At 37.6% G+C, this 25,295-nt stretch carries 27 protein-coding genes and 2 riboswitches; of the genes, 8 read left to right on the top strand and 19 right to left on the bottom strand.

Features of this window, described 5'->3' with window-relative positions; all coding sequences use genetic code 11:
- Nucleotides 1-43 precede the first annotated feature (43 nt).
- The 5 genes from ACRPLQ_RS10205 to ACRPLQ_RS10185 all read right to left on the bottom strand — a co-directional run bounded on the left by ACRPLQ_RS10205 (nt 44) and on the right by ACRPLQ_RS10185 (nt 3,299).
- Nucleotides 44-325: a hypothetical protein gene (locus tag ACRPLQ_RS10205; RefSeq protein WP_028413191.1), complete on the bottom strand. Its 282-nt coding sequence runs from the start codon at nt 323-325 to the stop codon at nt 44-46.
- 137 nt (nt 326-462) lie between these two features.
- Nucleotides 463-690 (bottom strand): hypothetical protein, encoded by a 228-nt coding sequence (locus ACRPLQ_RS10200; RefSeq protein ID WP_325076917.1) that lies wholly within the window; start codon nt 688-690, stop codon nt 463-465.
- Nucleotides 691-912: 222 nt separating this feature from the next.
- On the bottom strand, nt 913-1,986 hold the full coding sequence (locus ACRPLQ_RS10195) for a branched-chain amino acid aminotransferase (RefSeq protein ID WP_028413189.1): 1,074 nt from the start codon (nt 1,984-1,986) through the stop codon (nt 913-915).
- Nucleotides 1,987-2,205: 219 nt separating this feature from the next.
- Nucleotides 2,206-2,691, bottom strand: coding sequence for a hypothetical protein (locus ACRPLQ_RS10190; RefSeq protein WP_098113019.1), 486 nt, complete (start codon nt 2,689-2,691; stop codon nt 2,206-2,208).
- A 20-nt stretch (nt 2,692-2,711) separates the two neighbouring features.
- Nucleotides 2,712-3,299 carry a lysophospholipid acyltransferase family protein gene (locus ACRPLQ_RS10185; protein ID WP_099331049.1) on the bottom strand — a complete coding sequence of 196 codons (588 nt, stop codon included), beginning with the start codon at nt 3,297-3,299 and terminating at the stop codon, nt 2,712-2,714.
- A gap of 269 nt (nt 3,300-3,568) precedes the next feature.
- Here ACRPLQ_RS10185 and ACRPLQ_RS10180 point away from each other — a divergent pair, with 269 nt between their 5' ends.
- Genes ACRPLQ_RS10180 through uraH form a run of 3 tightly spaced genes read left to right on the top strand, consistent with a single transcriptional unit; the run spans nt 3,569 to nt 5,783 of the window.
- Nucleotides 3,569-4,891, top strand: a complete 1,323-nt coding sequence (locus ACRPLQ_RS10180) for a nucleobase:cation symporter-2 family protein (protein ID WP_165635223.1) — start codon at nt 3,569-3,571, stop codon at nt 4,889-4,891.
- Between the two features lie 11 nt (nt 4,892-4,902).
- Complete coding sequence (gene uraD / locus ACRPLQ_RS10175) at nt 4,903-5,430, top strand: 2-oxo-4-hydroxy-4-carboxy-5-ureidoimidazoline decarboxylase (protein ID WP_432235947.1); 528 nt, start codon at nt 4,903-4,905, stop codon at nt 5,428-5,430.
- Nucleotides 5,427-5,783, top strand: a complete 357-nt coding sequence (gene uraH / locus ACRPLQ_RS10170; RefSeq protein ID WP_033579098.1) for a hydroxyisourate hydrolase — start codon at nt 5,427-5,429, stop codon at nt 5,781-5,783. The genes uraD and uraH overlap by 4 nt, the downstream gene beginning before the upstream one ends.
- Before the next feature lie 36 nt (nt 5,784-5,819).
- Here the strand turns inward: uraH and ACRPLQ_RS10165 are convergent, their stop codons facing one another.
- Nucleotides 5,820-6,320 (bottom strand): GNAT family N-acetyltransferase, encoded by a 501-nt coding sequence (locus ACRPLQ_RS10165; protein WP_165635225.1) that lies wholly within the window; start codon nt 6,318-6,320, stop codon nt 5,820-5,822.
- Nucleotides 6,321-6,735: 415 nt separating this feature from the next.
- Between ACRPLQ_RS10165 and ACRPLQ_RS10160 the strand changes: the two genes are divergently transcribed.
- The 3 genes from ACRPLQ_RS10160 to ACRPLQ_RS10150 all read left to right on the top strand — a co-directional run bounded on the left by ACRPLQ_RS10160 (nt 6,736) and on the right by ACRPLQ_RS10150 (nt 10,011).
- Entirely contained in the window at nt 6,736-7,230 is a 495-nt protein-coding gene (locus ACRPLQ_RS10160; protein WP_033579100.1) for a hypothetical protein, read from the top strand.
- A gap of 411 nt (nt 7,231-7,641) precedes the next feature.
- Nucleotides 7,642-8,571, top strand: a complete 930-nt coding sequence (locus tag ACRPLQ_RS10155) for a PD-(D/E)XK nuclease family protein (protein ID WP_165635226.1) — start codon at nt 7,642-7,644, stop codon at nt 8,569-8,571.
- Between the two features lie 156 nt (nt 8,572-8,727).
- Nucleotides 8,728-10,011 carry an Nramp family divalent metal transporter gene (locus ACRPLQ_RS10150; RefSeq protein ID WP_028413180.1) on the top strand — a complete coding sequence of 428 codons (1,284 nt, stop codon included), beginning with the start codon at nt 8,728-8,730 and terminating at the stop codon, nt 10,009-10,011.
- 94 nt (nt 10,012-10,105) lie between these two features.
- Here the strand turns inward: ACRPLQ_RS10150 and ACRPLQ_RS10145 are convergent, their stop codons facing one another.
- From ACRPLQ_RS10145 to ACRPLQ_RS10135, 3 genes are all read right to left on the bottom strand, one after another.
- Nucleotides 10,106-10,615: a hypothetical protein gene (locus tag ACRPLQ_RS10145; RefSeq protein WP_028413179.1), complete on the bottom strand. Its 510-nt coding sequence runs from the start codon at nt 10,613-10,615 to the stop codon at nt 10,106-10,108.
- A gap of 184 nt (nt 10,616-10,799) precedes the next feature.
- A complete protein-coding gene (locus tag ACRPLQ_RS10140; RefSeq protein ID WP_231503804.1) occupies nt 10,800-11,099 on the bottom strand; it encodes a hypothetical protein in 300 nt (99 codons plus the stop codon).
- 204 nt (nt 11,100-11,303) lie between these two features.
- On the bottom strand, nt 11,304-12,092 hold the full coding sequence (locus tag ACRPLQ_RS10135) for an HAD family hydrolase (RefSeq protein ID WP_033579103.1): 789 nt from the start codon (nt 12,090-12,092) through the stop codon (nt 11,304-11,306).
- A gap of 198 nt (nt 12,093-12,290) precedes the next feature.
- On the opposite strand from ACRPLQ_RS10135, the gene ACRPLQ_RS10130 reads away from it, so the two are divergent.
- On the top strand, nt 12,291-12,743 hold the full coding sequence (locus tag ACRPLQ_RS10130; RefSeq protein ID WP_033579104.1) for a MarR family winged helix-turn-helix transcriptional regulator: 453 nt from the start codon (nt 12,291-12,293) through the stop codon (nt 12,741-12,743).
- Nucleotides 12,744-12,779: 36 nt separating this feature from the next.
- On the opposite strand, the gene ACRPLQ_RS10125 is transcribed toward ACRPLQ_RS10130, so the two are convergent.
- From ACRPLQ_RS10125 to thiT, 9 genes are all read right to left on the bottom strand, one after another.
- On the bottom strand, nt 12,780-13,214 hold the full coding sequence (locus tag ACRPLQ_RS10125) for a hypothetical protein (RefSeq protein ID WP_013083346.1): 435 nt from the start codon (nt 13,212-13,214) through the stop codon (nt 12,780-12,782).
- Between the two features lie 141 nt (nt 13,215-13,355).
- Nucleotides 13,356-14,438 carry a tyrosine-type recombinase/integrase gene (locus ACRPLQ_RS10120; protein WP_432235946.1) on the bottom strand — a complete coding sequence of 361 codons (1,083 nt, stop codon included), beginning with the start codon at nt 14,436-14,438 and terminating at the stop codon, nt 13,356-13,358.
- A 380-nt stretch (nt 14,439-14,818) separates the two neighbouring features.
- Complete coding sequence (locus tag ACRPLQ_RS10115) at nt 14,819-16,021, bottom strand: TcaA NTF2-like domain-containing protein (protein WP_432235945.1); 1,203 nt, start codon at nt 16,019-16,021, stop codon at nt 14,819-14,821.
- A 47-nt stretch (nt 16,022-16,068) separates the two neighbouring features.
- On the bottom strand, nt 16,069-16,998 hold the full coding sequence (locus ACRPLQ_RS10110; RefSeq protein ID WP_432235944.1) for a TcaA NTF2-like domain-containing protein: 930 nt from the start codon (nt 16,996-16,998) through the stop codon (nt 16,069-16,071).
- A 142-nt stretch (nt 16,999-17,140) separates the two neighbouring features.
- On the bottom strand, nt 17,141-18,490 hold the full coding sequence (gene eat, locus ACRPLQ_RS10105) for an ethanolamine permease (RefSeq protein WP_034266474.1): 1,350 nt from the start codon (nt 18,488-18,490) through the stop codon (nt 17,141-17,143).
- Nucleotides 18,491-18,511: 21 nt separating this feature from the next.
- Nucleotides 18,512-19,225: an ethanolamine ammonia-lyase subunit EutC gene (gene eutC / locus ACRPLQ_RS10100; RefSeq protein WP_432235943.1), complete on the bottom strand. Its 714-nt coding sequence runs from the start codon at nt 19,223-19,225 to the stop codon at nt 18,512-18,514.
- A 14-nt stretch (nt 19,226-19,239) separates the two neighbouring features.
- Nucleotides 19,240-20,610: an ethanolamine ammonia-lyase subunit EutB gene (locus ACRPLQ_RS10095; protein ID WP_099331053.1), complete on the bottom strand. Its 1,371-nt coding sequence runs from the start codon at nt 20,608-20,610 to the stop codon at nt 19,240-19,242.
- 26 nt (nt 20,611-20,636) lie between these two features.
- Entirely contained in the window at nt 20,637-22,055 is a 1,419-nt protein-coding gene (locus ACRPLQ_RS10090) for an ethanolamine ammonia-lyase reactivating factor EutA (protein ID WP_432235942.1), read from the bottom strand.
- Between the two features lie 156 nt (nt 22,056-22,211).
- Nucleotides 22,212-22,820 (bottom strand): energy-coupled thiamine transporter ThiT, encoded by a 609-nt coding sequence (gene thiT, locus ACRPLQ_RS10085; RefSeq protein ID WP_047751853.1) that lies wholly within the window; start codon nt 22,818-22,820, stop codon nt 22,212-22,214.
- 32 nt (nt 22,821-22,852) lie between these two features.
- A riboswitch (TPP riboswitch) is annotated at nt 22,853-22,953 on the bottom strand.
- Nucleotides 22,954-23,127: 174 nt separating this feature from the next.
- A riboswitch (Lysine riboswitch) is annotated at nt 23,128-23,312 on the top strand.
- A gap of 102 nt (nt 23,313-23,414) precedes the next feature.
- Between thiT and ACRPLQ_RS10080 the strand changes: the two genes are divergently transcribed.
- Nucleotides 23,415-24,854, top strand: coding sequence for an amino acid permease (locus tag ACRPLQ_RS10080; protein ID WP_047750873.1), 1,440 nt, complete (start codon nt 23,415-23,417; stop codon nt 24,852-24,854).
- A gap of 36 nt (nt 24,855-24,890) precedes the next feature.
- Here the strand turns inward: ACRPLQ_RS10080 and ACRPLQ_RS10075 are convergent, their stop codons facing one another.
- Complete coding sequence (locus ACRPLQ_RS10075; RefSeq protein WP_033579111.1) at nt 24,891-25,259, bottom strand: hypothetical protein; 369 nt, start codon at nt 25,257-25,259, stop codon at nt 24,891-24,893.
- Nucleotides 25,260-25,295 lie beyond the last annotated feature (36 nt).

Genomic DNA, 25,295 nt, shown 5'->3' with positions numbered 1-25,295 from the left:
AATAACCAAGAAAAGCACCCTTGTTAAAGGATGCTTTTCTTGGTTATCGTCGCAGTGTAAAGTTGAAATGTTCATTTACTATAGCTCCTAGCTCTTCAAGAAACTGCTGAGCAGTCATTTCCTCTACGCTTTGGGTATACCAAGCAAGCTGAGATTTTTTATGAACATTGTTGTAATATACATCTCTTGACCAATATGTTTTTGATCGGTATGTATAATTAAAGTGAATGAATAGTTCACTCCCGTCTGGACACTGCAACAACACGCGGTAATGTGGATTACGACGATTTTTATCTAAACTCATTTCTTTAATCTGCGCTAACATTATTCACCTCTAAAGCCATTACTTAATCATTTAAAGGTAAATGCCACACCACGCTATATCCTAGCTCTGCCATCAACTAGAAAATCATATATTTTCTAAAATTCTACACGATATAGGACAAAAGAGGAAGAGATAATTTATTGGTGGACGTGTAAAGTTTCATATAAATCTTTTAGCTGCTCAGGGTATTGAGACCTTACGTAATAACCTGTAGGGCGGTGCTCGATTAAATGAGAAGCAAATAAGTAGCCGATGAGCACGTGCATTTGTTCATCTGAGATTTCTTGGTTTAATTCTCTTTCGAATCGTTCCGCTAAGTGTGAAGCCAGCTGTTTAATTTTTTCATCATGTGATAAAAAGAGCATTTTGTTCTCCCCCTTATAACGAATAAGTAATGCTGTGAATTTCAATAAAGACAAAGTCTTGCTTTTATAAGGATAATTATATTTTATTTTACAATAAAAGTATATAAATAGTTCTAAATATCCAAAAAATAACTTATTTCTTTTGGACTATTCGACAACAAAAAAAAAGAAGCGGGAGCTGTCCCGCTTCTTTTACGTAAAAAGATATTCGATTACCGAAATTTATTCCACTTCCACTGCCCAGCCGAATGGATCTTCCACTGTACCATTTTGAATACCTGTTAGAGTGTCATACAGTTTTTGTGATACTTCTCCTGTGTTTCCACCGTTGATGACCATTTTCTCGTTATTCCAAAATAGCTCGCCAATCGGAGAAATAACTGCAGCTGTACCTGTTCCAAATGCCTCTTCTAGTTTGCCTTCCGAATAAGCTTGCTTAATTTCTTCCATAGAAATACGGCGCTCAGTTACAGGCATATCCCAGTGTTTTAGCAGCTCAATGATGGATTTACGCGTAATTCCTTCTAAAATGCTTCCGTTCACAGATGGAGTTACTACTTCTCCATCAATTTTGAAGAAAATATTCATGCTTCCTACTTCTTCAATGTACTTGCGTTCAACTCCGTCTAACCACAGTACTTGTGAATAGCCTTTTGAGTCAGAAAGCTGCTGAGCTTTTAAGCTTGAAGCATAGTTTCCACCTGTTTTAGCAGTCCCTGTCCCTCCGGCTACAGCACGAACAAATTCGCTTTCAACCGCAATTTTTACAGGAGCAATCCCTTCTTTATAATATGAGCCAACTGGAGATAGAATAATGATAAATTGGTAGCGGTCAGATGGCGCTACTCCTAAGTAAGGCTCTGTCGCGATGACAAATGGACGAATGTATAGTGATGTACCTTCAGCAGTAGGAATCCATTCGCGGTCAATTTTAATCAGCTGTTTTAACGCTTCTAATGCTAAGTCTTCGTCAACATGAGGAATACAAAGACGATCGTTTGATTTATTTAAACGTTTGAAATTCTCATCTGGTCTAAATAATAATACTTGCTCTTTTTTTGTTACATATGCTTTTAGTCCTTCAAAAACAGACTGCCCGTAATGAAAGATCATGGATGCCGGATCTAATGTGATAGGTTGATAAGGTACAATACGAGCATCGTGCCAGCCTTGGCCTTCTGTATAATCCATAATGAACATATGGTCCGTGAAGATTTTCCCGAATTGCAATTGATCAGATTGCGGCTTTTCTTTTTTTGTTTGACTTAGTGTTACATCGATTGAATAAGTTGTCATAGTTGTTTCTCCTTGCTCTTTATATTTACGGGTTTTTCGCTTAAACCTCTATATAAGTTACATTGTACAACTTTAGGGAAGCGTGTCACAATAGTTAGAGACGAAAAATTCTAAAAATTTTATAAAAATTATAAAGAAATAGCACCTAATCGAATTAAGTGCTGAATTGAAAAGGTTTTCTTTCTAAAAAAATTATTTCTACATTTTATTTACAACCATTTATAAACCAATTTTCACTCGAAGCTTTTCATCCTGTATTGAAAAATGTTTGATTTTCCCTACTGGAATGACTTTCACTTTATCAATTTCATTGAGGTTGATATGAATTTGTTTTTCTTCATACGTAGTAACAGGCGGCTTATGAAAAATTCGATAGTTGATCCAATTTTGATTAAGAGGTTTCATTTCATGGATTTTGAATACAAGCGTACGTTCTTTGGCTTCAAGAGGTTCTAGCACAATAGAAAATGGAATTCTCACCAGAAATTTTTTAATAATTCCATTCACGTGAATATAGGAGTCTTGAAATGAAATAGAAAATTGCTGAATTTGATCTTGCTTTGTCATTTGCTTTTGAAAAATCCGCATGAGCATAGAAGCGGATATAGGAACGGTTACACCGCTTTCAGCCATCTTTTCTTTCATTTTTGCCTGCACATCATCACTAATCACATCGTTTAGCTTTCTCTGTACCCAATCCTTCATGATGCACCTCCGCTATGAAGTTATGTTTCTGTTTCCTCTAACGTACGAATTGAAGCTGTTAAGTGATTTGACACGTCGGCGAGCCGATCTTTTGTCAGCTTTCCTTCAGCAAGGTAGATAGGCTTCCCAAAGGAAATGACAACGGGCTCCTTTGAAAATATCTCTTTTACATTTGCGGGTCCTTTGTAAACTGCGGGTACAATAGGAACCTTTGCCATGCTCGCTATAGTGACTGCTCCTCTTTTTAAGGGAACGTCTTCCTCTGTTCGCGTGCCGCTAGGGAAAATCCCGACGATATGTCCTTCTTTTGCTAATTTAATAGGTGTTTTAATGCTGCTGGGTCCCGGGTTGTTACGATCTACTGGGAATGCGTTAAGTTTTTTTAATACATTACTAGTGAGTATATGATTAAAAAGCTCCTTTTTTGCCATAAAATGAATTTGGTGAGGCAAAATAGCCGCACCAAGCGCTACAACGTCTACCCATCCCTTATGCGAACAAGCGATCACAAAACCTGTGTCTGTTGGTAAAGACTCTTTATTCCTTATGTAAAGCTTGCCTCTTCTTTTTAATAAAAATTTACATGCGTGAGCCGCAAGATTATACATAAACATTTCCTCTTCCCTCTATTATTTGAAAATATATACAAAATTATATCACTTGATATTAATATCTGGTACTGAAAACTAAATGTAACATCTTTTTACACGATAGCTTACCTACTTCTCTATATATTGTAAAAAAGGAGATATTGAAACCTCTGTTTTTGGTCAACTTGACTAATGACATCCCTTAAAAAACATTTTACTATTAATGTATCATTCTAAATGTAATATTTATTAACATTACATGTGATATAATTAAAGGAGGTTTTTAGGTGAATAACCAAAATCGGCCGTTTCGACTAGCTTCATTAGGATTACAGCACGTACTCGCTATGTATGCAGGTGCCATTCTCGTTCCGCTGATGGTAGGACGCGCATTAAATTTAAATACACATGACTTAGCCTATCTCGTAGCCATTGATTTACTGACCTGCGGACTAGCTACGCTGCTGCAGGCTTGGACGAACAGGTGGTTTGGGATTGGCCTTCCTGTTGTACTTGGAAGCTCATTTGTAGCGGTGACTCCTATGATTGCAATTGGAACTCAATATGGAGTTAGTGCCGTTTACGGAGCGATTATTGCCGGTGGTATTTTCATCGTACTGGCAGCAAGTTTTTTAGGCAAAATTATTAAATTTTTTCCTCCAGTTGTCACAGGAACGGTTGTGACGATGATTGGTTTATCACTTGTACCATCCGCTGTCCGAAATATGGCAGGAGGAGTAGGAAGTAAAGATTTTGGTTCTCTTTCTAATCTTCTTCTATCTTTTGGTGTTCTAGCGCTTATTTTAATTTTAAATCGATTTTTCAGCGGTTTTCTTCGTTCTCTTTCTGTGTTGATTGGAATTGTAGCCGGAACAATAGCCGCTGTATTAATGGGAAAAGTTAATTTCACTAACTTTAATGAAGCTTCTTGGCTGCACATTCCCACTCCTTTTTATTTCGGGATGCCTACTTTTGAAATCGGCCCTATTTTAACAATGATTCTCGTATGCTTGGTCATTATCATTGAGTCTACAGGCGTATTTTTAGCGTTAGGAAAGCTGTGTAATCGGGAATTAACGGAAAAAGATTTTGCAAAAGGCTACCGTGCCGAAGGAATCGCCATTGTCCTTGGAGGACTATTTAATGCTTTTCCTTACAATACATTCGCTCAGAATGTAGGACTGGTTCAATTATCGAAAGTAAAAACAAAAAATGTAGTGGTAGTAGCCGGCTTCATTCTCGTATTACTGGGGCTTGTTCCGAAAATAGCTGCTTTTACAACCATTATTCCCACCCCTGTTTTAGGAGGAGCAATGGTCGTGTTGTTCGGTTTAGTTATTTCATCAGGCATCAAAATGCTAAGTGCTGTCGATTTGGCCAAACAAGAAAATTTGCTGATTATTGCGTGCTCTCTTTCACTTGGCCTTGGTGTAACGGTGGTACCTGATTTATTCGCTCAGCTCCCAAGTGCTTTGCGCGTAATTGTAAGTGATGGAGTTATTACGGGAAGCTTGGCTGCCATTTTATTAAATCTCTTTTTTAACGCATCAATTGAACGAAAAGTACCTTCTGTCTCTTTAGAGAAGACAGATTATTCGGAAATAAAATAAAGAGGTGTAGTATGAATAACGTATCCGTGCAATATGTAAATCAGCTTAGCAAGAAGCATTTTGTTTCACTAGTTGGTGATATATTTGAACATTCACCTTGGGTTGCAGAAGAGGCTTATTTTAAAGGCCCTTTCTCTTCCGTTGAACAACTTCATGGCATGATGAAAGAAATTGTAGCGCAAGCATCTGTAGAAAAACAGCTAAAGCTGCTGCAAGCTCATCCAAATCTAGGTGAAAATATCGCTATGACATCTGCTTCTACTGAAGAACAAACAAAAGCAGGCTTACAAAACTTAACACAAAATGAGTATGAACAGTTTTCTTTTCTTAATGGAAGGTATATGGAAAAGTTTCCTTTTCCTTTTATTTTGGCAGTACGAGGTAAACAAAAAGAAGATATCTACGAGGCAATGCAAAGTCGCTTACAGAATACCAAACAAACGGAGTTTGCTACAGCGTTAGAAGAAGTATATAAAATTGCTTTCTTTCGCTTAACTGATAAAATTACTGAAGATAAGGAGACAAAGAAACGAGCATGACTAAAATTACAACGCATATTTTAGATCTTACCCACGGATGTCCGGCTGCTTTTGTCAAAGTTGATTTTTATCATATTCAGTCGGAAAGTAAACGAATAAAGCTTTCTCATGGTACTACAAATGAAGACGGAAGATTAGCAAACCCGCTCTTCTCTTCTGAAGCGTTTGAATCAGGAGATTATGAACTTTTGTTCCATATTGGGGAATACTATAAAAAACAAGAAGTCCAAACAACAAATCCGCCCTTTTTAAATCAAGTTTCTGTTCGAGTCGGATTGTCTTCTGAACAAGAACATTATCACATCCCTTTGCTTGTATCACCGTGGGGGTACCAAATTTATAGAGGAAGTTAAAAAAAGAAACGGCGTCTTTAAACGTCGTTTCTTTTTTTAGTTGAGCAATTTAGACATATAGTACTCATCAATAAACAAACCGCCAATTCGCAGTGAATGTTTCTTTGTTCCTTCGATTCCAAATCCTACTTTATCATATAAAGAAAGAGCCTTTTCATGCTGTATAGCGACTGTCAGTTCAAGACGATGAATATGGTGTTCTCTCGCCCATTCTTCAAGTGCACCGATTAAAGCCGTCCCAATTCCTTGATTTTGAAACGTCTTTCGAATACCTAATGTCAAAGAAGCGATGTGAGCGTTTCGGTTAGCTTCGCCCCCTGTTGCAGCTATATATCCCACAAGCATCTCGCTTTCTTCTGCTACAATAATCGTAGAGTTTGGCTGCTGCTTAAAGATTTCGATGTTTTTCTCCTGCTGATCCGTACTCAGCTTTCGCTCTCCGCTTTCGAACAGCATAAACTTACTTTCTTCTTCAATCTGTTTAAGCAAATCTACAAAGTTTGCAGCATCATGTAATTCTAGTTCTCTAATTTCCATGCTGATCCCCCTTTTTTGTGTCCCTTTTGTTTGTATATGTATTGGTTCACCTTTATAAAATATAACTTTACAGTTTCTTACGAAAAATACGACTTTTTAAGAAGTGGAAGTAGAACAAAAAACCTACTAATCTCCCTTTTTTTGAAATGCTTTTTTCCTCTGTATAATTTTAAATCACTTATCAACTTCTGTAAATTTTTTAGATTCCCTCTTTTAATTTCCATTTATTTTCCTTTTCCGCAGGGTTGATTTTGATCTAAGGGGATCTTTTATAGAAAACACATGACTATTATCCTGTTTTTTGTGAAGAAAGAAAGCAATAAATGTAATTTCACTTGTAATCGTTTAGAATAGAAAAAGTGGAAATTTTATGTACCTATCCTCCTTAATTATTGGTCTGTGAAAGGAAATTATTATGAAAGTACAACCCGCAAAATGTGGTGTATATGTCTTAAGCGGTCTAGGAGCTGTTACGGTGTTCTTCTTACTTTTACTTAAGAACAGTGCTTTCTTTCTAGAGGAAGAATACGACCAAAACAAACCTGAAGCTGCGCTTGCGGTGAGCGAACATACCTATCACCTTCACAAAGGTTCTATTAACTGGTCAAACGGCCGTTCAACAACAAAAAAAGAAATAAATGTATATGATTTATATACATACATATCGCAGCAAAAAAGTATCCCTTTAAAGCAGCAACAATTGGTTAAGCTCCATTTTTCCAACCTAGACGGCGCTTATATTCGCGGCGTGAGCGTGCATATATGGAAAAATAACGGTGAAAAAACCAAGCTGTTTGTCAAAAATAATGAATTTAAGATTCCTGAAAATCAAGGTTTTTACGTTGTAGATATCGTGATTAACTCTACAAGAGGAACAATGCAATATGCGGCAAATGTGCAAATACAGTAAGTTTGGCTGCAGTAAATAAAAGGGGCAGAAATTATAGAAGGGATCAAAAAGTTACCACAAAAAAAGAGAGCAATATGCTCTCTTTTTTATAAAATGAAAAAGACGTCCACGCAGGACGTCTTTGATGCGTTTGTGGCGGGGACCGTGTGACCACATTCACACGTTTAGCTCGAAAGCATGTCCTTCGACTTACACAAATTAGCTCATCGCTTTATTAATATAACATCTGCCATAGAAAAAAGCAACCAATTTTTAAATAGTTTTTTCTATTTATACATATTTCGCAAGAATCCACAAAATAATATGCATGCGTAGCTATTCACTCTCTACATTTTTAGTCTATTTTAACTCATATACGAATACACTAATAGACCAACCTATGCGCAGTTTTTGAAAAAGGATGTGAATAGCTTGTTTCAAATCACTGATTTCCCTGAATTTTCATGGTCCTATTCCAGGCATAAAATGATCACACAGTGCAAACGAAAGTATGCATATCATTATTATGTCTCACACAACGGATGGCTTGACAGCGCTTCTGCACAGTCTCAAAGCGCTTATCGTTTAAAAAAGGTTTCTACTTTATCTATGTACGCAGGACAAGCCGTCCGTCAGGTGATTACAGAAGCCATTTCTGACTATACATCTACACAGATTGTCCCGGGTGAACAAAATTTAGTGAAGAAAGTACAGCAGCTACTAAATAACGCACTGCGTGATTCTACTGACTATGGAGAGCTTTGGTATCACAAGCCTGCTCAGTATAAGATGCTTTTAGAATTCTACGAAAACGGCTATATTTCTAAAAAAGATCTTAAAGACATGCAAAAGCGGGTACACATTTGTGTACATAACTTTTTACAAAGTAAATCGTTTTGCGACGTGGTGTCTTCACCTTCTTTAGAAGTAGATTCTCCTCAGGCGTTTCGTTCTATAAATGTGTATGATTATAAAGTATATGCGCCTTTTCATTCCCTTTTTAAAAATCCAGTCGCAGACGAATTTACGATTGTTGATTGGAAAACAAGTAAACAAACAAAAGATGATTTGTTTCAACTGGCAATTTACGCTCTCTACGTGCTAGCTGAATATAATATTTCCGTTGATCAGATAAAAGTCCGAAACGAATACTTGCTTTCAGGCAGTGCGCGTACGTATCAGCTTACTCTTCACGAAATTGAAGCTGTTCTTCGGCAAATCGATACAAGCATTGACTATATGAAAACTTTTTTGGAACACTCAGAGGTAAATCAGCCTCTTCCGCTTGAGCATTTCCCTCAAGCAGATACGCCTTCCTCCTGTCACGGGTGTGCATTTAAAGAATTGTGCCAAACGGGATAAAAAACAGCTGAAGATGATTTATATTTTTTGCTAAACTTTTTTATTGTCAAAAGAACCTTTGCTAGCATATAATTTGCATTAAGGAAACATTTTATACTTCATATAAAAAAATTAGCTTGGGCTATTTATTGTTCATCAAAGAAAGGAGCACTAGACATGAAAGATCAAAACGGCAGTAAAGCATTATCAGCTATGCAGCTAAGTGCTCAAGACGTATTGTCGGGTAAAACAAAAGGAATTAAGCGATTATTACCTTTCTTAGGACCTGCCTTTATCGCAGCGGTTGCTTATATTGACCCAGGTAATTTTGCTACTAACATCGCAGCAGGCTCTCAATACGGATACATGTTGCTTTGGGTTGTATTAATTTCTAACTTAATGGCTGTCTTAATTCAATCGTTATCAGCTAAATTAGGTATTGCAACAGGCTTGAATTTACCCGAGATAGCACAGGAACACTTCCCGTCCTTCGTTTCTTTTGGGCTTTGGATCCAAGGGGAATTAGTCATTATGGCGACGGATTTAGCAGAATTTATTGGGGCTGCTCTTGGAATTTATTTATTATTTCATATTCCTTTGTTCCCAGCTGCACTCATCGCAGCGGTAGGTTCTTTTGCTATTTTAGAGTTACAAAGACGAGGTGTTCGACTGCTAGAAGCAGCGATTGCGGCAATGGTTTTTATTGTGGTATTAGCTTTTGGGACTCAAATGTTTCTTGCGCATCCAGACGGCGCAAGTGTTGTCCACGGCTTATTTGTCCCTCAGTTTCACGGGACAGACAGCGTGCTGTTAGCTTCTGGGATTTTAGGTGCTACAGTTATGCCGCACGCGATTTATTTGCACTCAGCTCTTACGCAGCGCCGCGTGGTAGGAACTACAGAATCGGAGAAAAAAGCGATTTTCCGCTTTGAATTTATCGATATTGTGATTGCCATGATTATCGCTGGTGCAATTAATGCAAGCATGCTGATTGTCGCAGCCGCTCTATTCTTTAAAAACGGATTAAACGTGCAAGATTTGGACGTGGCTTTTACACAATTTGAACATTTAATTGGTCCTTTTGCAGCTATTGCGTTCGGTGTTGGATTATTATCTTCAGGACTTTCAAGTTCTTCGGTCGGAACAATGTCTGGAGATGTCATTATGCAAGGATTTATTAAACGCAGAATTCCTTTATATCTTCGTCGTTTCATTACAATTATTCCGCCGCTTTTGATTATCGGACTTGGCGTAAATCCAACAAGTGCACTAGTTGTCAGTCAAGTTATTTTATCGTTCGGAATTGCATTTGCGCTTGTACCTCTTATCATGTTTACAAGTAATAAAAAAATCATGGGCGGGTTGGTTAATCATAAAGCAACAACTACTGTAGCTTGGGTGATAGCTGCATTAGTCATTTGTTTAAATATCTTTTTGATTTATCAAACGTTAGCGCAGTAAAGTAAATAACTTAGCCAAATGGTGTTTTTAAAAAAAGAGACCTCAATTGTTAGGCGGTACCTAACCCTTTGAGGTCTCTTTTTTAGCATTTTTATTAGCCGATAGTAGAAATGAAATGGACAAGAGTTCCAATAATAGCCGACACCACTAAGCAAACCAGTGGATATAAATAAGTGTAGCTTTCTTTACGGATTGAAAGAATACGGTCAACAATAAAAATAAGAATGACGCCCATCATTCCAAATTCAAACATTAAAAATCCAAAAATACCATGAAATATGAATGACATGATAAAATCAATTTTTTTACTGCGTTCTTTAACAAAAGCGCTGACTAATAAATCAACAATAACTGTGCCTAACGTCCCCATTATTAAAAAAAAGGGCGTAAAGAACAAAAGGTATAAAGGAAATAATTCGCTGAAATGCGAACTGTTTTTCTTTATAGTAAAATTGGGAATTGACTCTTTTATCCCTGGTATAAAACAAAAAAGCAAAGCGAAAAGAAAGGCAGCTATGATAGCCGCTGATAGTTTTCTATTTAAATGCATGTTTATTTTTTTATTACTGAATTCAGTATTTGTTTTTGTATGTTTATGATTCATATGTCTTTAACGTGATGTACGCACCTTTTCCTTTCTCGTAACTTTTTATCCACATTTTATGCCCAACTTTTGTTACCAGCACTTACAATGATACACGTTCTTTTTAAAATTGACTACATTAACACGTTTAATGTCTACTCTCTTTTTCTATAAAACAAAAGACAGGCGTTTTTTCTATATGTAATTAATACTCTTGTTTAGCTTCTTTAACAGGATAAAATTGTGCATCCGTTGTGGAAACATAATATTGACCGTGTTTTGATCGTTCTCCAAACGCTAATCGATCATCGGTTTCACCTTCTGTCGCTACCCGGCTTACAGGAGCCATCGTTTCATCTGTTGCTGAAATGGTGTCTGCTCCAGGGGCATGTTTAGGTTGAGGGTTTTTGTAAGTGACGTGCGTATCGCCTTGTTTGTCTTCACAAGCGGCGAGACTTGTGAACAAAACAGCCGCTACAAGGCTTCTGGTAACTATTTTCTTCATGTTATTCCTCCAATGACTAGTCTATATACTATGCTACATGGTATTTATCTGGGAATCAAGGATAAGATTGGTTTACTATGCAGGAAGAAGAAAAAGTGACTGAAGTCAGTGAGATTTGGAACGGATATAGGACTTTCAGAGACTTTTGTACTTGTTTTTACAACAAAAAAAGAGACGATTTACGCCTCTTTTTGTTTGTTCGTATTACGAATTTAGTTCATCTAAAATTGAATGCAGTTCACTTAAATGGGTAATTTCATAAGTAGGAATGACTTCATTTCGCTCTTTATCGTGACGATTAATCCATACAGATTTCATTCCAACGCGAGAAGAACCCAGTATATCTGTCATTAAATTATCTCCAACCATGATCGCTTCATCTTTCTTTAAATCCATAAGTGATAAAGCATGGTCGAAAATAGATGGATCAGGCTTACCCCGGCCAAATGCCCCTGAAATCACAATCTCATCAAAATATGGAACTAGTTCTGATGTAATATCTAATTTGGTATTTTGTAAGTCAGGTGAACCGTTTGTTAACAGCAGCAGCTTGTACTTTCCTTTTAATTGATCAAGCACTTCAAACGTTTCTTCGTATACAAAAGGTGTTTTGCGGCGCTCTAATGGAAAACGTTCAGCTAATTCCGCTCCAAAAGCATCGTCGTGAATTCCTAGAGCACGAAGGCCTCGAGTCCAAGCTTCTTTGCGATAAGTAGGAACAATATCTTTCATTTTTCGGAATTGATCATGATCGTCTAGAAAATTTCCCCATAACCCTTCAAATGGATTAATGCCAATCATTTGCGTAAATTCATAGGTTTCATACGAAGCATATAATTCTCTTGCTTCCTTACGCACCGCTTCTTCTAGTTCTTCAGGTTTTAGATTATATTTTTCACTTGCATATGTACATGTTGCAACGAATGCTTCTTTTACGCTTTTTTGATCCCAAAGTAGCGTGTCATCTAGGTCGAAAAAAACCGCTTTAATCATGGATGTGTGTACCCCCTACTGTTTTTGAAAAAGTTTAACTATTCTTACACTAGATTACAAGGATACACACAATAAGTCTAGTGTATTTGCAATTTATTGTGTAAATTTATTTTTATAAAGGATCACCTTTACAAACAAATTTACAGAAATAAAAACAGCTGATATAATCACAGCAGGTATATATGCAGGAGGTTTTATATGGAATCGTTAGAAGAAATATTCGGCATTCCCACCGTTCGTACAAGTAAGCGCTTAAGCAGAGTCGTTGCCGCACACTTACGTCCTTTTGGGATTACGCCAGAACAATGGACCGTTTTAAAGCGCGTATCAGAAGCTGAATATAGTACACAGAAGCAATTAGCTGAGCGAGCAGATAAAGATCAAGCGACGCTGACTAAAATTTTAGATTTACTAGAAAAACAAAATTGGATTCAGCGTGTTAGAAATCCAGAAGATCGCCGCTCGTTTTTTATTCAAATAACAGAAGACGGCCTGCGTTTAAAAACAGAAGTGACGCCTGCTGTAGAACAGGTATTTTCCGAATTAACGTCCCAGCTAAACGAGCAGCAGGTAAAGATTTATACCGACACTTTACAAAAACTTGAATTCCGCGCCGAACAATTGCTTCAAGACGCAGAAAACCTGCGTTAAATACCCAAAACCCCACAGGTAACATTCTGCGGGGTTTTATACGTAGTTGGCAATACATAATACTTCTTTAATTTTTGAAATCACTTGTTTGGTTTCATCTGTTAAAGAGGTGAATTTAAACGCGATGGATTCTGCATTTGGATTAATGAAGGGTTCTTTATTTGTGTCTTTGCGGTAGTCTTCAATTTGTTCTAAACAATATTTTAAAATAAACGACAAGTTTGCACGTCGAAATCTCAAACTGACGGTAGAAGGCCATCTTTTTTGAAACTGATTGCTCCCTTCATATTGAATCGCTCCGATGTAGCGTTCTCCGGATAAAAAAGATTCTTTACTTCGATATAGCTGAACGGTTTGGGCTGTTCCGCTCCAGTCAATATAAATACCTGCTGTTTCACAAACTTCGTATATGTAATGAAAAAGCTCCGTTACTTCTCCGAAATGGTAGTGAAGCGGATGTTTAGCCGTCATAGGTAGCTCCCTCCTTTATCGACTTTCTACCATTATATTGTAGGAAAAGTAACTTATTCATTTATACAACTTATTTCATACGCATAAGCAGTAAAAATGAAAATATATATTTTTTAGTTTACATAAAAATATTATAAGTGATTAGCGATAGCCCGACTTTCGAAACGCGTCGTATACCGTATCCTCTTGAAGTTTTTCAAGATAAACGTTCGTTGTAGCAATAGAAGAATGCCCTACTACTTGTTTCACAACCGCAAGCGGAACGTCATTAACTAAACTATTTGTAATAAAGGTATGACGAAACCAATGAGGAGAAATAGACGCGTTTCCTTTCACTTTATAAACAGCTGATTTAATCGTTCGATACAACGTTGTATAGGATAATCGCTTTTTTTCGCCGGTACGATAATACTCTTTAATGGAGTAAAAAAGCGGTTCAGTGTCAAAAGGACTTAGTTCGGTGCTTTCATTTAACGCTTGCCGATAAGTGAAAAGCGTTTCTTTCACATCATCAAACACGGGAATAGTGCGTTCTTTTTTTCCTTTACCAATCACATCTACAACCAAATTTCCGCGGCGGTCTTCGCGGAAGCTTCCCCAATTTAAACTTAGCAGTTCACTTGAACGCATTCCACTCATATACAACAGCATTCCCATTAAGCGATTGCGCGCTTTGAATTCCTTTTCATGCTGGCGAATGCGCACGACGGATTCTAACGCATTTACAATCACCTGGGCTTCGCAATCGGTTAGCTCTCGGTATTCGGTACGATTTTGTTTTTCCTTATCACTGTAATGTCCTTTTGCGATAGATGGTTTTTCAATCCACGTCGTATACAGCGAAGGATAAAAATGAGTAGCGTGTCCAAACTCTAGCATTCTTCTAAAAAATTCTAGTTTTCTTGCAGCAGTGCGATTGGCATATTGATTTATCATTTCTTCATTAAATAATTTGACTTCCATAAATCCAATCGATTTTAATGTAATCTCTCGTTCATAGAAAAAAGACAGAATCGTTTTCATGTCTTGATTGTAAGATCTGATCGTATGAGGAGAAAGTGATTTTTTGATAATACGCATTGAAAAAAAGAGCTGAATAAATTCTTCATCTGAAACGTGCTTTAAATTCAAGTTGTTATCTTCATCTAAGAGCTCTGCCTCTTCCCACTGCTCTTTTAGCTGGCGAAACGAATTTTTCGCAGGCGATAATTCAAATTCTTCCATTTTAACCCTCCTAATTACCACAAATAAATGAATACCTTTTAAATGATCCAAAATTGTATATAATGAATTTTTATCAAACTGCAACAAATACCATTAAAATTTTTCAAAAACCTCTCAAAACTCAATTTAGAAAGCCGTTTTTTTAAGATTTTAATAAAAACATCCATTATATGTAAAATAAATTCTATTTTCTGCTTATTACTCTACTTTATCATATGAACGCTTGATAAGGAAGAGTTATCTTGCGTTAGTATAGTAAAGTATTTTTTGAGATGATCTTTCTAAAGATTTGCTTTTTATGGTGGAACGTTAAAATCTATCATGATAGGAATTACACAAATTGTGTATACATAAAAACATCACGCAGAACGTGATGTTTTTTAAAGTGATTCAATTTTAGTCAGGTACAGCTGTTTGTTGCTGTAAGAAACGGTATACGTTCGGTAATACTCTTTTTCTTGACTTTGACCGTTCGTTGTAATGGAAATAACTTCTTTTGTTTGGATTGTATAGACCGTTTCATCATCATCTTCTTCTTCACTCACAGGTTCAACGTCTAATACCGAATAATCAACGAGTTCTTCTCGAATGTCTCTTTCATACAGCATTTTCACAAGCTGCTTTTGATCATTCCACAAAACACTGTCACGCTGGATATAAGGCTGTACGTGTTCGAATTTATTTGTGTTAATGGACTTTGTTAAATCTCGCAAATAATGTTCAATAAAAATATCTGCTGTTTCTTGATCAACTTTTGGGATATTTTTTAAATTAAACTCTTTTTCTTCCTTCTCTTCTTTTTCTTTTTCCTTTTCCTCTTCTTTAAAGTCGTCGATTCGCTGAGAGCTGTTTTTGCTGATGGCATACTTTGTATGGTTCTCTTTGAAAACCATGATTTCTTCCTTTTCCCCTTTTTCATTTGTGCGGGTTGTTTCGCCTTGGTATGAAATATCACTAGAAGGATTAATTGACTTCACGTATTCCATATATTCATCAGCCGTAATGTTGAGGTATTTTTGATGATAGGTAACTTCATCCCATTCATTTAACTTCCATTGCTTATTAACGTATTTAAAATTCATGTAAATGGTCAGTCCGCCGCTTCCTTCTTTACTAATTGGTTCAATGGCTGACACCGAAAATTGCCCGGCGTGATTGTTAATAAGTTCAAATCGAATAAGATGATTAACATCAGGGAAAAAGCTCATATTACATTCTTTACAGTAATAGTTAGTGGAGATACTTTTTAACTTTGTTGCAATTAAAGATGATGTTGCATATGGCGTTAGCGCTTTTTTTAACGTTTCATAATCAGCAGGGTTAGATTCATTATCCCATTCATACTCTTCACCTAATTCTTTATAGGTGCTTGAAATTTTATTCATCGTCTCAACTGCAGTTTTTTCTGCTTTTTTTTCTGATACAAGATCAGGCTTGATAGATGACTTAGCTTGATCTTTTGGGATCACTTCATCTGAGGAAGGTTCGGTTGGTTTGGATAACTTAACTGTTTCTTTTTCTTCACAGGCCGTCAAAACCATTAGCAGCAGTAGAACGAATGCAATCGTCCATTTTTTATGCATAAGGTGTCCTCCTCAATGCCGAATTTAGTCTATTCTTAAAAGGATCTTTAATTTTCGAACGTATCAAGTACGTAATCACCGCTTGGAATTCCCCATTTTGCCTTTTTATGTTGATCTGTTTTAGCGAGTAACGAAATGGAGTTTTCTTTAAGCGTAATGACAATGGTTCCTTTATTTCCTTGTCCATCATTTTCATATTCAATGACGGCTTGGTTATTTTCAAAGCGAATATTTTTTTGTTCAACGGTTGACACGCGGATTTTGCTAGGTGGCTGGTACGAATTTATTTTAATCGTCGCTTCCGAGTTGGATGTAGCAAGAAATTGAATGATAGGAGATCCGTTATCATTGCCAGTGGTCCATTTTCCATCGTAGTCGTGTAAATCTGTTGTTTGTGTAGTGGGAGTTTCAGTGTGTGTATTTGGTTTAGATGAAAAGTCGAATGGTTCTACACTCGATAGCTTTAACGTATCGTTTTGGTAAACAGCTGTATAAAGGCGGTCGCAAACTTTGCTGTAAGGATCTTTGCCGGGCTGTTTTAATAAGCTTTCCTCGTGGGTTTGTATTTTGAACACATGGTTAGGTTCTTCATACCAATTGACAATATGAAACGTTTGCTTCTTCTGCTCGATGCCTTGTCGTGTGAAATTTTCAACAAGAAGGTTCTGCTCTTTATAAAAAGAACTGTCCGCTTTCAAAAAAGCTTTTAGATCATTAAAAGAGTTGTCATCAACTGCTTTTCCGAACGCTGAAAAATAATCAGTCATCCAGGCTGTGATAAATTTTCCGCTCATTGCTTCTTTATTCAAATCAATTGATTGAATGCTTTCTACCTGTGTTTTTGGTTCATTTAGTACTTTTTTTGCATCTTTTTCTACTATCATTGTATTTCCGTCTTTTATTGTCTCTTCTTGCTGACAGGCTGATAACAGAATAGATGAAACAACCGTGATAATGATTGTATTACGTTTGTTCATCATAATTGCCCCTTCTTTATCTAATATAAATGTATGTATATTCTTCCAACAAACAGACCTAGTATATCATTCTACAAAAAAACGCTCAACCCTTTAATTTCACAAGAAAAACGGCTTGCTCTTACAGCAGCCGTTTTTCTTCTTATTTAATAGATGCTTCTTGATATGAATTGGATGCCTCTTTTTTAAGCTGTCTTGAACCATAAAAAACATAGTAAATAATTGAAAGAAGGAAAATGCCAAGAATCACATACATTAAAGGTAGAGAAACACCAAACAGCATTAAACTTGTTGTAAGCACACTGTATTTTATAATGCTGTATAAGCACAGAATCCCTAATACTAAAGCAACGCTTGGCACTACCGGGTAATTTACTTTAAAAGGACGAGACAAGTTAGGTTCTTTTTTACGTAAAATAAAAAGAGAAACTAAACTGATGCAGTACATCATCATTGCTCCGAATACAGATAAGATAATAAGGGCATTGGCAAACGTGGCAGATCCTGCACAAATCACACCGATTGCTCCCGGAATCAACAAACCACCGACAGGAACTCCTTTTTTATTCGTTTTAGCAAGAAATTTAGGGAAGTAACCATCTCGTGCAAGCGCATAGGTTTGTCTTGAAAATCCCATGATGATTCCATTTAAACTAGCAATCAATCCGAATAGCCCGATAATAGCAACAACGGTTGAAATGCCGTTTCCGTATACAGAAGACAGTGCCTGTGGAAGTGGATAATCAGCTAGCTTTCCGCTTCCTCCGCCAAGTCCTGCTGTTACAAATAGTGTAAACAACGTTGCGGTTGCAAGAGTAATAATCGCTCCAATAAATCCTTTAGGAATGTTTTTCTTAGGGTTTTCCACTTCTTCCGCTGCCATTGCTCCGCCTTCTATTGCAAGATAGAACCAAACAGCGAATGGAATAGCCGCTAGTACCCCTGTTGGCCCGTTAATAAATGAATGATCGTTAAAAATATTTGATGTTTGTACATGAGGCAAACCAGCTACATAAAAAATAGATAAACCAATTAGTGCAACAATGGTAGCTGTAAGCTCAATGACCGCTACTTCTTTTACCCCGATTAAATTTAGTAAAACAAAGAAAATAAAGGCACCTACCGTTGCATATACAGGGTTAACGGCTGGGATAAGAAAGTGCAGGTATGCTCCTGTTGATACCGCAATAGCAGGAGGAGCAAAAATAAATTCAAGCAAGCATGCAATTCCGGCGATATATCCGCCAAAAGGTCCAAGTGCTCTTCTTGCATAAGCTGAAGGTCCACCAGCTTGCGGGATAGATGTTGAAAGCTCTGCATAGCTGAACATAAACGTTGTGTAAAACACCGTTACAATTAAGGTTGCAATTGCAAGTCCGATAATCCCGCCTTGTTCAAACCCGTAGTTCCACCCAAAGTATTGTCCTGAAATAACCATACCAACTGAAATAGCCCATAAATGAATAGGTTTTAATTGTTTTTGTAACGCCATACGTTCTCCTCCTTTTGATGTTTAGACAATAAGATGTACACCGCTTGTTTGTTGCTTAATCATTTTGTCAATCATGGTACCGATATGTGCGGCTGCCTCAATAGGAGGCGTTCCTCTTTTATGAATATTAGAAATAACCATACGATCAGACTCTTTTTTGCCTTTGCTAGGTTCATAGCACATGTAAGCACTCATGGATTCAGCACTGACCAGCCCAGGTCGCTCTCCAATCAATAGCACAAGTGCTTTTGGCTTTATGATTTCACCAATTTCATCCATACATGCAACTCGTCCTCCTTTTACAAAAAACGAAGTCCCGATACGAAGTCCATATGACTCCAGTGAATCAATTAAAGCAGGATACACGTCGCTCATGTTTTCTTCAATTGCCTTAGCGCTCAGTCCATCTGATACCACTACTTGTACATCAGGCTGTGGCACGCAGTTTTTTAAAATCTCTTTCTTAGCGTCATCTGCTAATAACCTCCCTTGATCCGGCCGTTTTAAATAATGTTCTTTTGACTCCGCGCGTGTATTCACAGAAAAAAGGTTAAACTCAGATAGACTATCTTCTGAAACTGAGCCGTATACAGAGTCTACGGCTGCGGCATGATCTGTGCGAAAAGATAAAACGTCTTTTGTTAGCGGCCTTGTTCCCGTACGGCCAACACCTATGCGGGCAGGGGTAAATTGTTTCAGTGTTTCAAGCGGATCGCGATTTGACTTTGGTATCATAGTAAGCACCTTCCTTAAATCAAATTCATAAAAATAGTTGGGTCTCCAGCTCTTGATGTGAAGCGTCCGTTTTCCATAATACGCTGATCTTCAAGCCATTTTTGAAATAACGGCGTTGGGGTACGGCCGAGTACATTGCGCACGGTTGCGATATCATGATAACTAAGAGACTGATAGTTTAGCATGCAGTCATCAGCCATGGGCACTCCTATTACAAAGTTCACCCCAGCTGTTCCTAGAAGCATACTTAAATTATCCATATCGTTTTGATCAGCATCCATGTGGTTGGTGTAACATACGTCTACTCCCATAGGCAAGCCGTGCATTTTGCCCATAAAGTGATCTTCTAGCCCAGCTCGCAGGACTTGTTTGCTGTTATATAAATATTCAGGTCCAATAAATCCAACAACCGTGTTAACTAAGAAAGGCTTGTAGTGGCGAGCTAAGCCGTAGCATCTAGCTTCGAGCGTTACTTGATCAATATTATAGTGGGCTTCTGCTGACAGTTCAGAACCTTGTCCTGTTTCAAAATACCAGCGGTTCGGACCTTTTGCTGTCCCTTTTTCATGAATTAACGCTGTCGCTTCATCGAGCATAGACAGTGAAATCCCAAATGAATCATTACCGGCTTCTGTGCCTGCTAAACTTTGGAAAATCAAGTCAGCAGCTGCTCCTTTTTCGATTGCTCTCATTTGGCTCGTCACATGTGATAATACACAGTTTTGAGTAGGAATCGACCATTCGTTGATTATATTTTTTGTTTCATTTAAAAGCGCGTAGATATTATCCGTTGTATCAATAACAGGGTTAATTCCGATAACCGCATCTCCAATTCCATAGCTTAACGCTTCGTAAAGAGATGCTCTCATTCCTTTTAAGTTATCTGAAGGATGATTAGGCTGGGCTCTTGAAGCCAATACGCCTTTTTGACCGATAGTCGTTTGACAAGTAGTTTGCACTTCTATCTTGGCAGCTCCTTGAATTAAATCTAAATTGGACATAATTTTAGTAGCTGCCGCAATCATTTCGCTGTTTAATCCTTTGCTAAGCGCAAGAAGGTCTTCTCCGGTATGCTCATCAGATAAGATGTATTCTCTTAACTCCCCTACTGTCCAATTTTTAATAATGTCGTAAACTGATGAATCAACCTGACTTTCGATTAATGCCGAGACGTTGTCTTCATCTGCGCTTAGCAGCGGGTAATTTCGAATATCAGCAAGTGTGATATCAGCTAGCACTTGTTTGGCTGCCATTCGTTCTTTCATTGACTCAGCGCTAACTCCTGCGAGCTGATCTCCAGAACGTTCTTCGTTTGCTTTGGCCATAATTTCTTTCAAGCTATAAAATGAAAATGTTTCTCCTAACAACCGGGTAGTTTTAAACATCTTTTCCTCCTTGTATGTTCAGTTGATTATGATGAAAAAGCGAGTGTTTTAATCGAAACAGAGATTGCCTCTCCAGCTACGGGTAACCCTAGATCGATATAATCTCCGTGGGTAAAGTCAATTTGATCTAAACAAATAATTTCTAATTCGTTCTCCTGTTTGGCTAGTGCTTGTCCTAAAGCTTTAGCAATATCCTGCTCGCATAAAACAACGAGGCACTTAGCTCCTTTAAAACAAGCACCAAATTCAGCGCTTATTACTTTTGCTAATTCTTGCAGCATTATATAGCTGCAGTAAGGGAAATGAGATAAAGCAATAGCAACGGGAGGATCTTCTGCGCTGAAAATAGTTGAAGCCTGCATGCATGACGCTCGAGCTCTTTCTTGAAACAGCTGCGGATTCCACTCCTCCTCTGGCTGTACAGGTATTTCTATAATCGGAATGTTTTTCAGCGGCAGTTTTTTAGACTTAATGTATACGGTTGATCCGCTAACTTCTGTATTTTGCATGCCAGCCCCAATGACAGTAGCGCGCGTTGTTTCAGCGGCTTGAGATACGTGTATGGATTGAAACTGATACGCTAGCAGAGGACCAATGTCTCCATGTACAGCCACTTCCCTCACTGTTTTCGGCTTTTGCTTCTCCATCATTGCTCCTACCCCTCCTGAAATCATAATTGTTTCTGGTTGGATAGAAGATCTTGTATGAGGAGAAACGAGCAGCGAAGAGGTTTGAATTAGTGCTCTTACATAATTCACGGTTTCTTCAGCTAGTAATTGACAGATAGACGAGAGTTTTTCAAATGTTGCTTTTTCACCTTCTCGCAGTATTAAAGAATTATTTTTTAAAAATTCAGTTAAATAAGGTGAAACGTAGGTAACAAAGCCGTCTGAATTCAGCCGAATTAATCTTCCACCTACATGCAGCGTAAACGTTTCGATCACTTTTCCGTTTTGACATAAAGCGATGTTAGCGGTGCCTCCTCCTACATCAATATTGGCAATTACTGCATTTGTTTCAGCGGAATGTTGGATTGCTCCTGATCCTTTTGCCGCCAATATTCCTTCCAAGTCAGCACCGGCTGTTGCAACAACAAAATCTCCAGCATGTTCGGCTAGATAGTGAACGATAGTTTCTGCATTTTGCTTTCTAGCAGTTTCTCCTGTGATGATCACAGCGCCCGCCTCCACTTGATCTAAGGAGATTTCTGCATTCTTGTACTCTTGTTCTAGTAGTACCGTTAATCGTTGAACATCGATTTCAACCTCGTTTAGCATAGGTGTGGTATAGATAGAACTTGCATACGTTACTTGACGATCAATAATTTGACAGCCTGGCAGCGTAAACTGATTTTGTTGATTTGCTATTAACAGCTTGCTTACAATCAGTTTTGTTGTACTTGTTCCAATATCTAAACCTATGCTCGTGATCCATTTCTGTAGCATGCTATCAATCCTTTATCTCGTTTGAATATGTTGACTATCATAAAACAGTTTTTTGAATATTTCACTAACTATGTTATCAAACCTGACACACTTTTGTGTAAAGAAAGGTGACAAATGACAAAAAAGACTAAATCTTGGTAGATTTAGTCTTTTTTCTTATGATGAATGTGATTTAGTTACAATCATTCTTGATGCCGATGGAATTAACAATGAAAGAATGACTAAGCAGGCTATTAGTGACCCTACCATTGAAATACCGTTCATTGAAAAAGAATACCACAGAGCGGACATACCTTTTGGTGCGTACGATCCCCAGAAAATAATACCAGCAATAAAGTGCCAGAAATAACGTGCGAAGCTTCCGATAATAAGGGATAAAACAATCAAAACAAAAGCTTTTGATCTGTTATTGGTAGCTAAATTTGTTTTAATAGATTGTGAAAAAATACCTCCAAAACCTATAAAAGCAAAAGCCACAATATATTCAATAAATGTTTGTAGCGCTGTTAAAATATAAGCCGTTCCTGTCGCTAACTGCAAAAGCCCCCATAATAGACCAGATAGAGCCCCGCCTTTTACTCCCCAGCGAAAGCACATAATAAAAATGGGCACCATGGAGAACGAAATACTTACAGCCGTTGCAATCTTAATGGAAGGCAAAAGGTCAAGTAGAAGTGCCAATGCTGCAAAAATAGCTATTTCAATTTTAGCCTGTAAAGGTAATGCTTTATTCACGTTTCTCACTCCTGTTTTTGAATCATTCATATCAAACGGTTTACACAGGAGTAAGCAAATATATGCTACTATTCCCACATTCCTACGCTAGCGTTAACTAACAGGTTCTAAGGGTCTGAACATTTCGTTCACTCTCAGCACGGCGGCTCCCCCTGTGGTACGTTTGGATATTTATGTAGTATAAAGACAATGTTTATTATATCATATGTAACAAAATAGATTCGAGAGATTTCAAAGATGTTTCTATTTTCTGAATCTATTTTTTATAATGACAATCGTTTTAGTATTTGTTATACTTCTTTTATGTCAATTGAATATAAAAAACCCTCATCCTAATCGATGAGGTAGAGGTCGCAGTTTTTAATAGTAAAGTAACGGAAATGCAGAGAACATTGAGGATGTTGCTTGAAAGGAAAAATTGCCGAAGTTTAGATCACTTCTCGGTTGATTTAAGCTGGGGCTGTCTCCGAACAGGAACAGAACTGTCACATCATGCGAGTGATGTGAAGAGCTATCTTCACGGAAGGTTGACGCGGTTTTCAGATTTAAAAGCGCGCACATATACTGCGGGCTTTTTTTATGTTATCCCGTCTCTTTCCGTACATTCGAAAGGAGTATTTATCTATGCAAGAGCAGCAAGAATTAAAACGTGGGTTGAAATCTCGCCACTTAACGATGATTTCATTAGGAGGAGCCATCGGAACCGGCTTATTCCTAGCAAGTGGTGGAGCAATTCACACAGCAGGACCTGGGGGAGCGCTTTTAGCTTACGCTATTATTGGCGTAATGGTTTACTTTTTGATGACCAGTCTAGCAGAGCTCGCAGCTTATATGCCTGAAGCTGGTTCATTTAGTACGTATGCGTCTCGTTTTGTAGATCCATCCTTTGGTTTCGCTCTCGGCTGGAACTACTGGTATAACTGGGCTATTACGATTGCAGCTGAATTATCCGCTGGAGCCCTTATTATGAAATTTTGGTTCCCGAACTCTTCTTCTATTTTATGGAGTGCACTGTTTTTATTAATTATGTTTGGGCTTAACTACCTTTCTGTAAAAGGATTTGGTGAATCTGAATTTTGGTTTTCGTTAATTAAAGTAGTAACGGTTATTATCTTTTTAGTTATTGGTATTATGATGATTTTTGGTATCTTTAACAATGAAGCACCGGGTTTTAAAAACTTCACGCTTGGTGATGGACCGATTCACGGTGGATTCTTCACTGTACTAGGTATCTTTATGGCAGCTGGTTTTTCATTCCAAGGAACAGAGTTGCTTGGAGTCGCAGCTGGAGAAAGTGAAGATCCGGAAAAAACGGTTCCTCGCGCAGTTAAACAAGTCTTCTGGCGCATCTTGTTATTTTATATTTTAGCTATTTTTGTTATTGGAATGCTTATTCCATACACAGCGAATTCATTAGCAAGTGATGACGTGCGAGTAAGTCCGTTTACTTTAATATTCGAACGAGCAGGTCTGGCGTTTGCAGCATCAGCGATTAATGCCGTTATTTTAACAGCTGTTTTATCTGCTGGTAACTCAGGTATGTATGCTTCTACGCGTATGCTGTGGAACTTAGCGAAAGATGGAAAAGCACCAAGGTTCTTAGCAAAAGTGAATAAACGAGGCGTTCCAGTTAATGCCTTAATCGCAACGGCACTTGTCGGTACACTTGCATTTGGTGCTTCATTTTTTGGAGACGGTGCGGTATATACGTGGTTACTTAACGCTTCTGGTATGTCTGGTTTTATTGCTTGGTTAGGAATTGCGATCAGCCACTATCGTTTTAGAAGAGCATTTGTTGCTCAAGGTCATGATTTGAGTGAACTTCCATATCATGCAAAACTTTTCCCATTTGGCCCTATCTTTGCCTTTATTTTATGTGCCGTTGTTATTTTAGGCCAAAACTATTCGGCGTTTATGGGTGACTCGATTGACTGGTACGGTGTACTTGTTTCTTATATCGGACTTCCTTTATTCTTAATTGTTTGGTTAGGATACAAATGGACGAAAAAGTCGAAGCTTATCCCGTTAAAAGAATGTCAAGTAACAGTGAAAAAATACGAATAAAAAGAGCTCTCTATTCAAAAGAATAGAGAGCTCTTTTTATATGAGCTGATCGGCAAAATGAAGAGATATATAAGCGGGTTGGTTTTTCATAACAAGCATATAACCTTTGAGGGGACGGTTATAGTAATCAGCAGCTTCGATATAATAAATACGCTGAATTAACCTGCTTAAATGAGTTGCAAAAGATGGAAGTTGGTGATTAGGAATGGTTTGGATGTAGTCTATGATTTCTTGTTTAGTTTGAAGGCCTGAACGGGTACATTCTAACAGATGAAAAAGCGGATCTGCTGCTATAGTAGATAGTTCAGAATTGTGTTTGATTCTATTCAGCTGGATATGCAGTTCTTTTTGGGACCATCTTTTCGGCACAGCTCTTAGATGTTGATATTGAAAATGTGTACTCATGATAGCTAACACCTTTCGTATTAAAATAATAAAACA

It is taken from the genome of Priestia sp. TRN 1309 (genome assembly GCF_050846875.1).
Lineage (GTDB): Bacteria > Bacillota > Bacilli > Bacillales > Bacillaceae_H > Priestia > Priestia zanthoxyli.
This window is presented reverse-complemented; position numbering and strand designations above follow the sequence as displayed.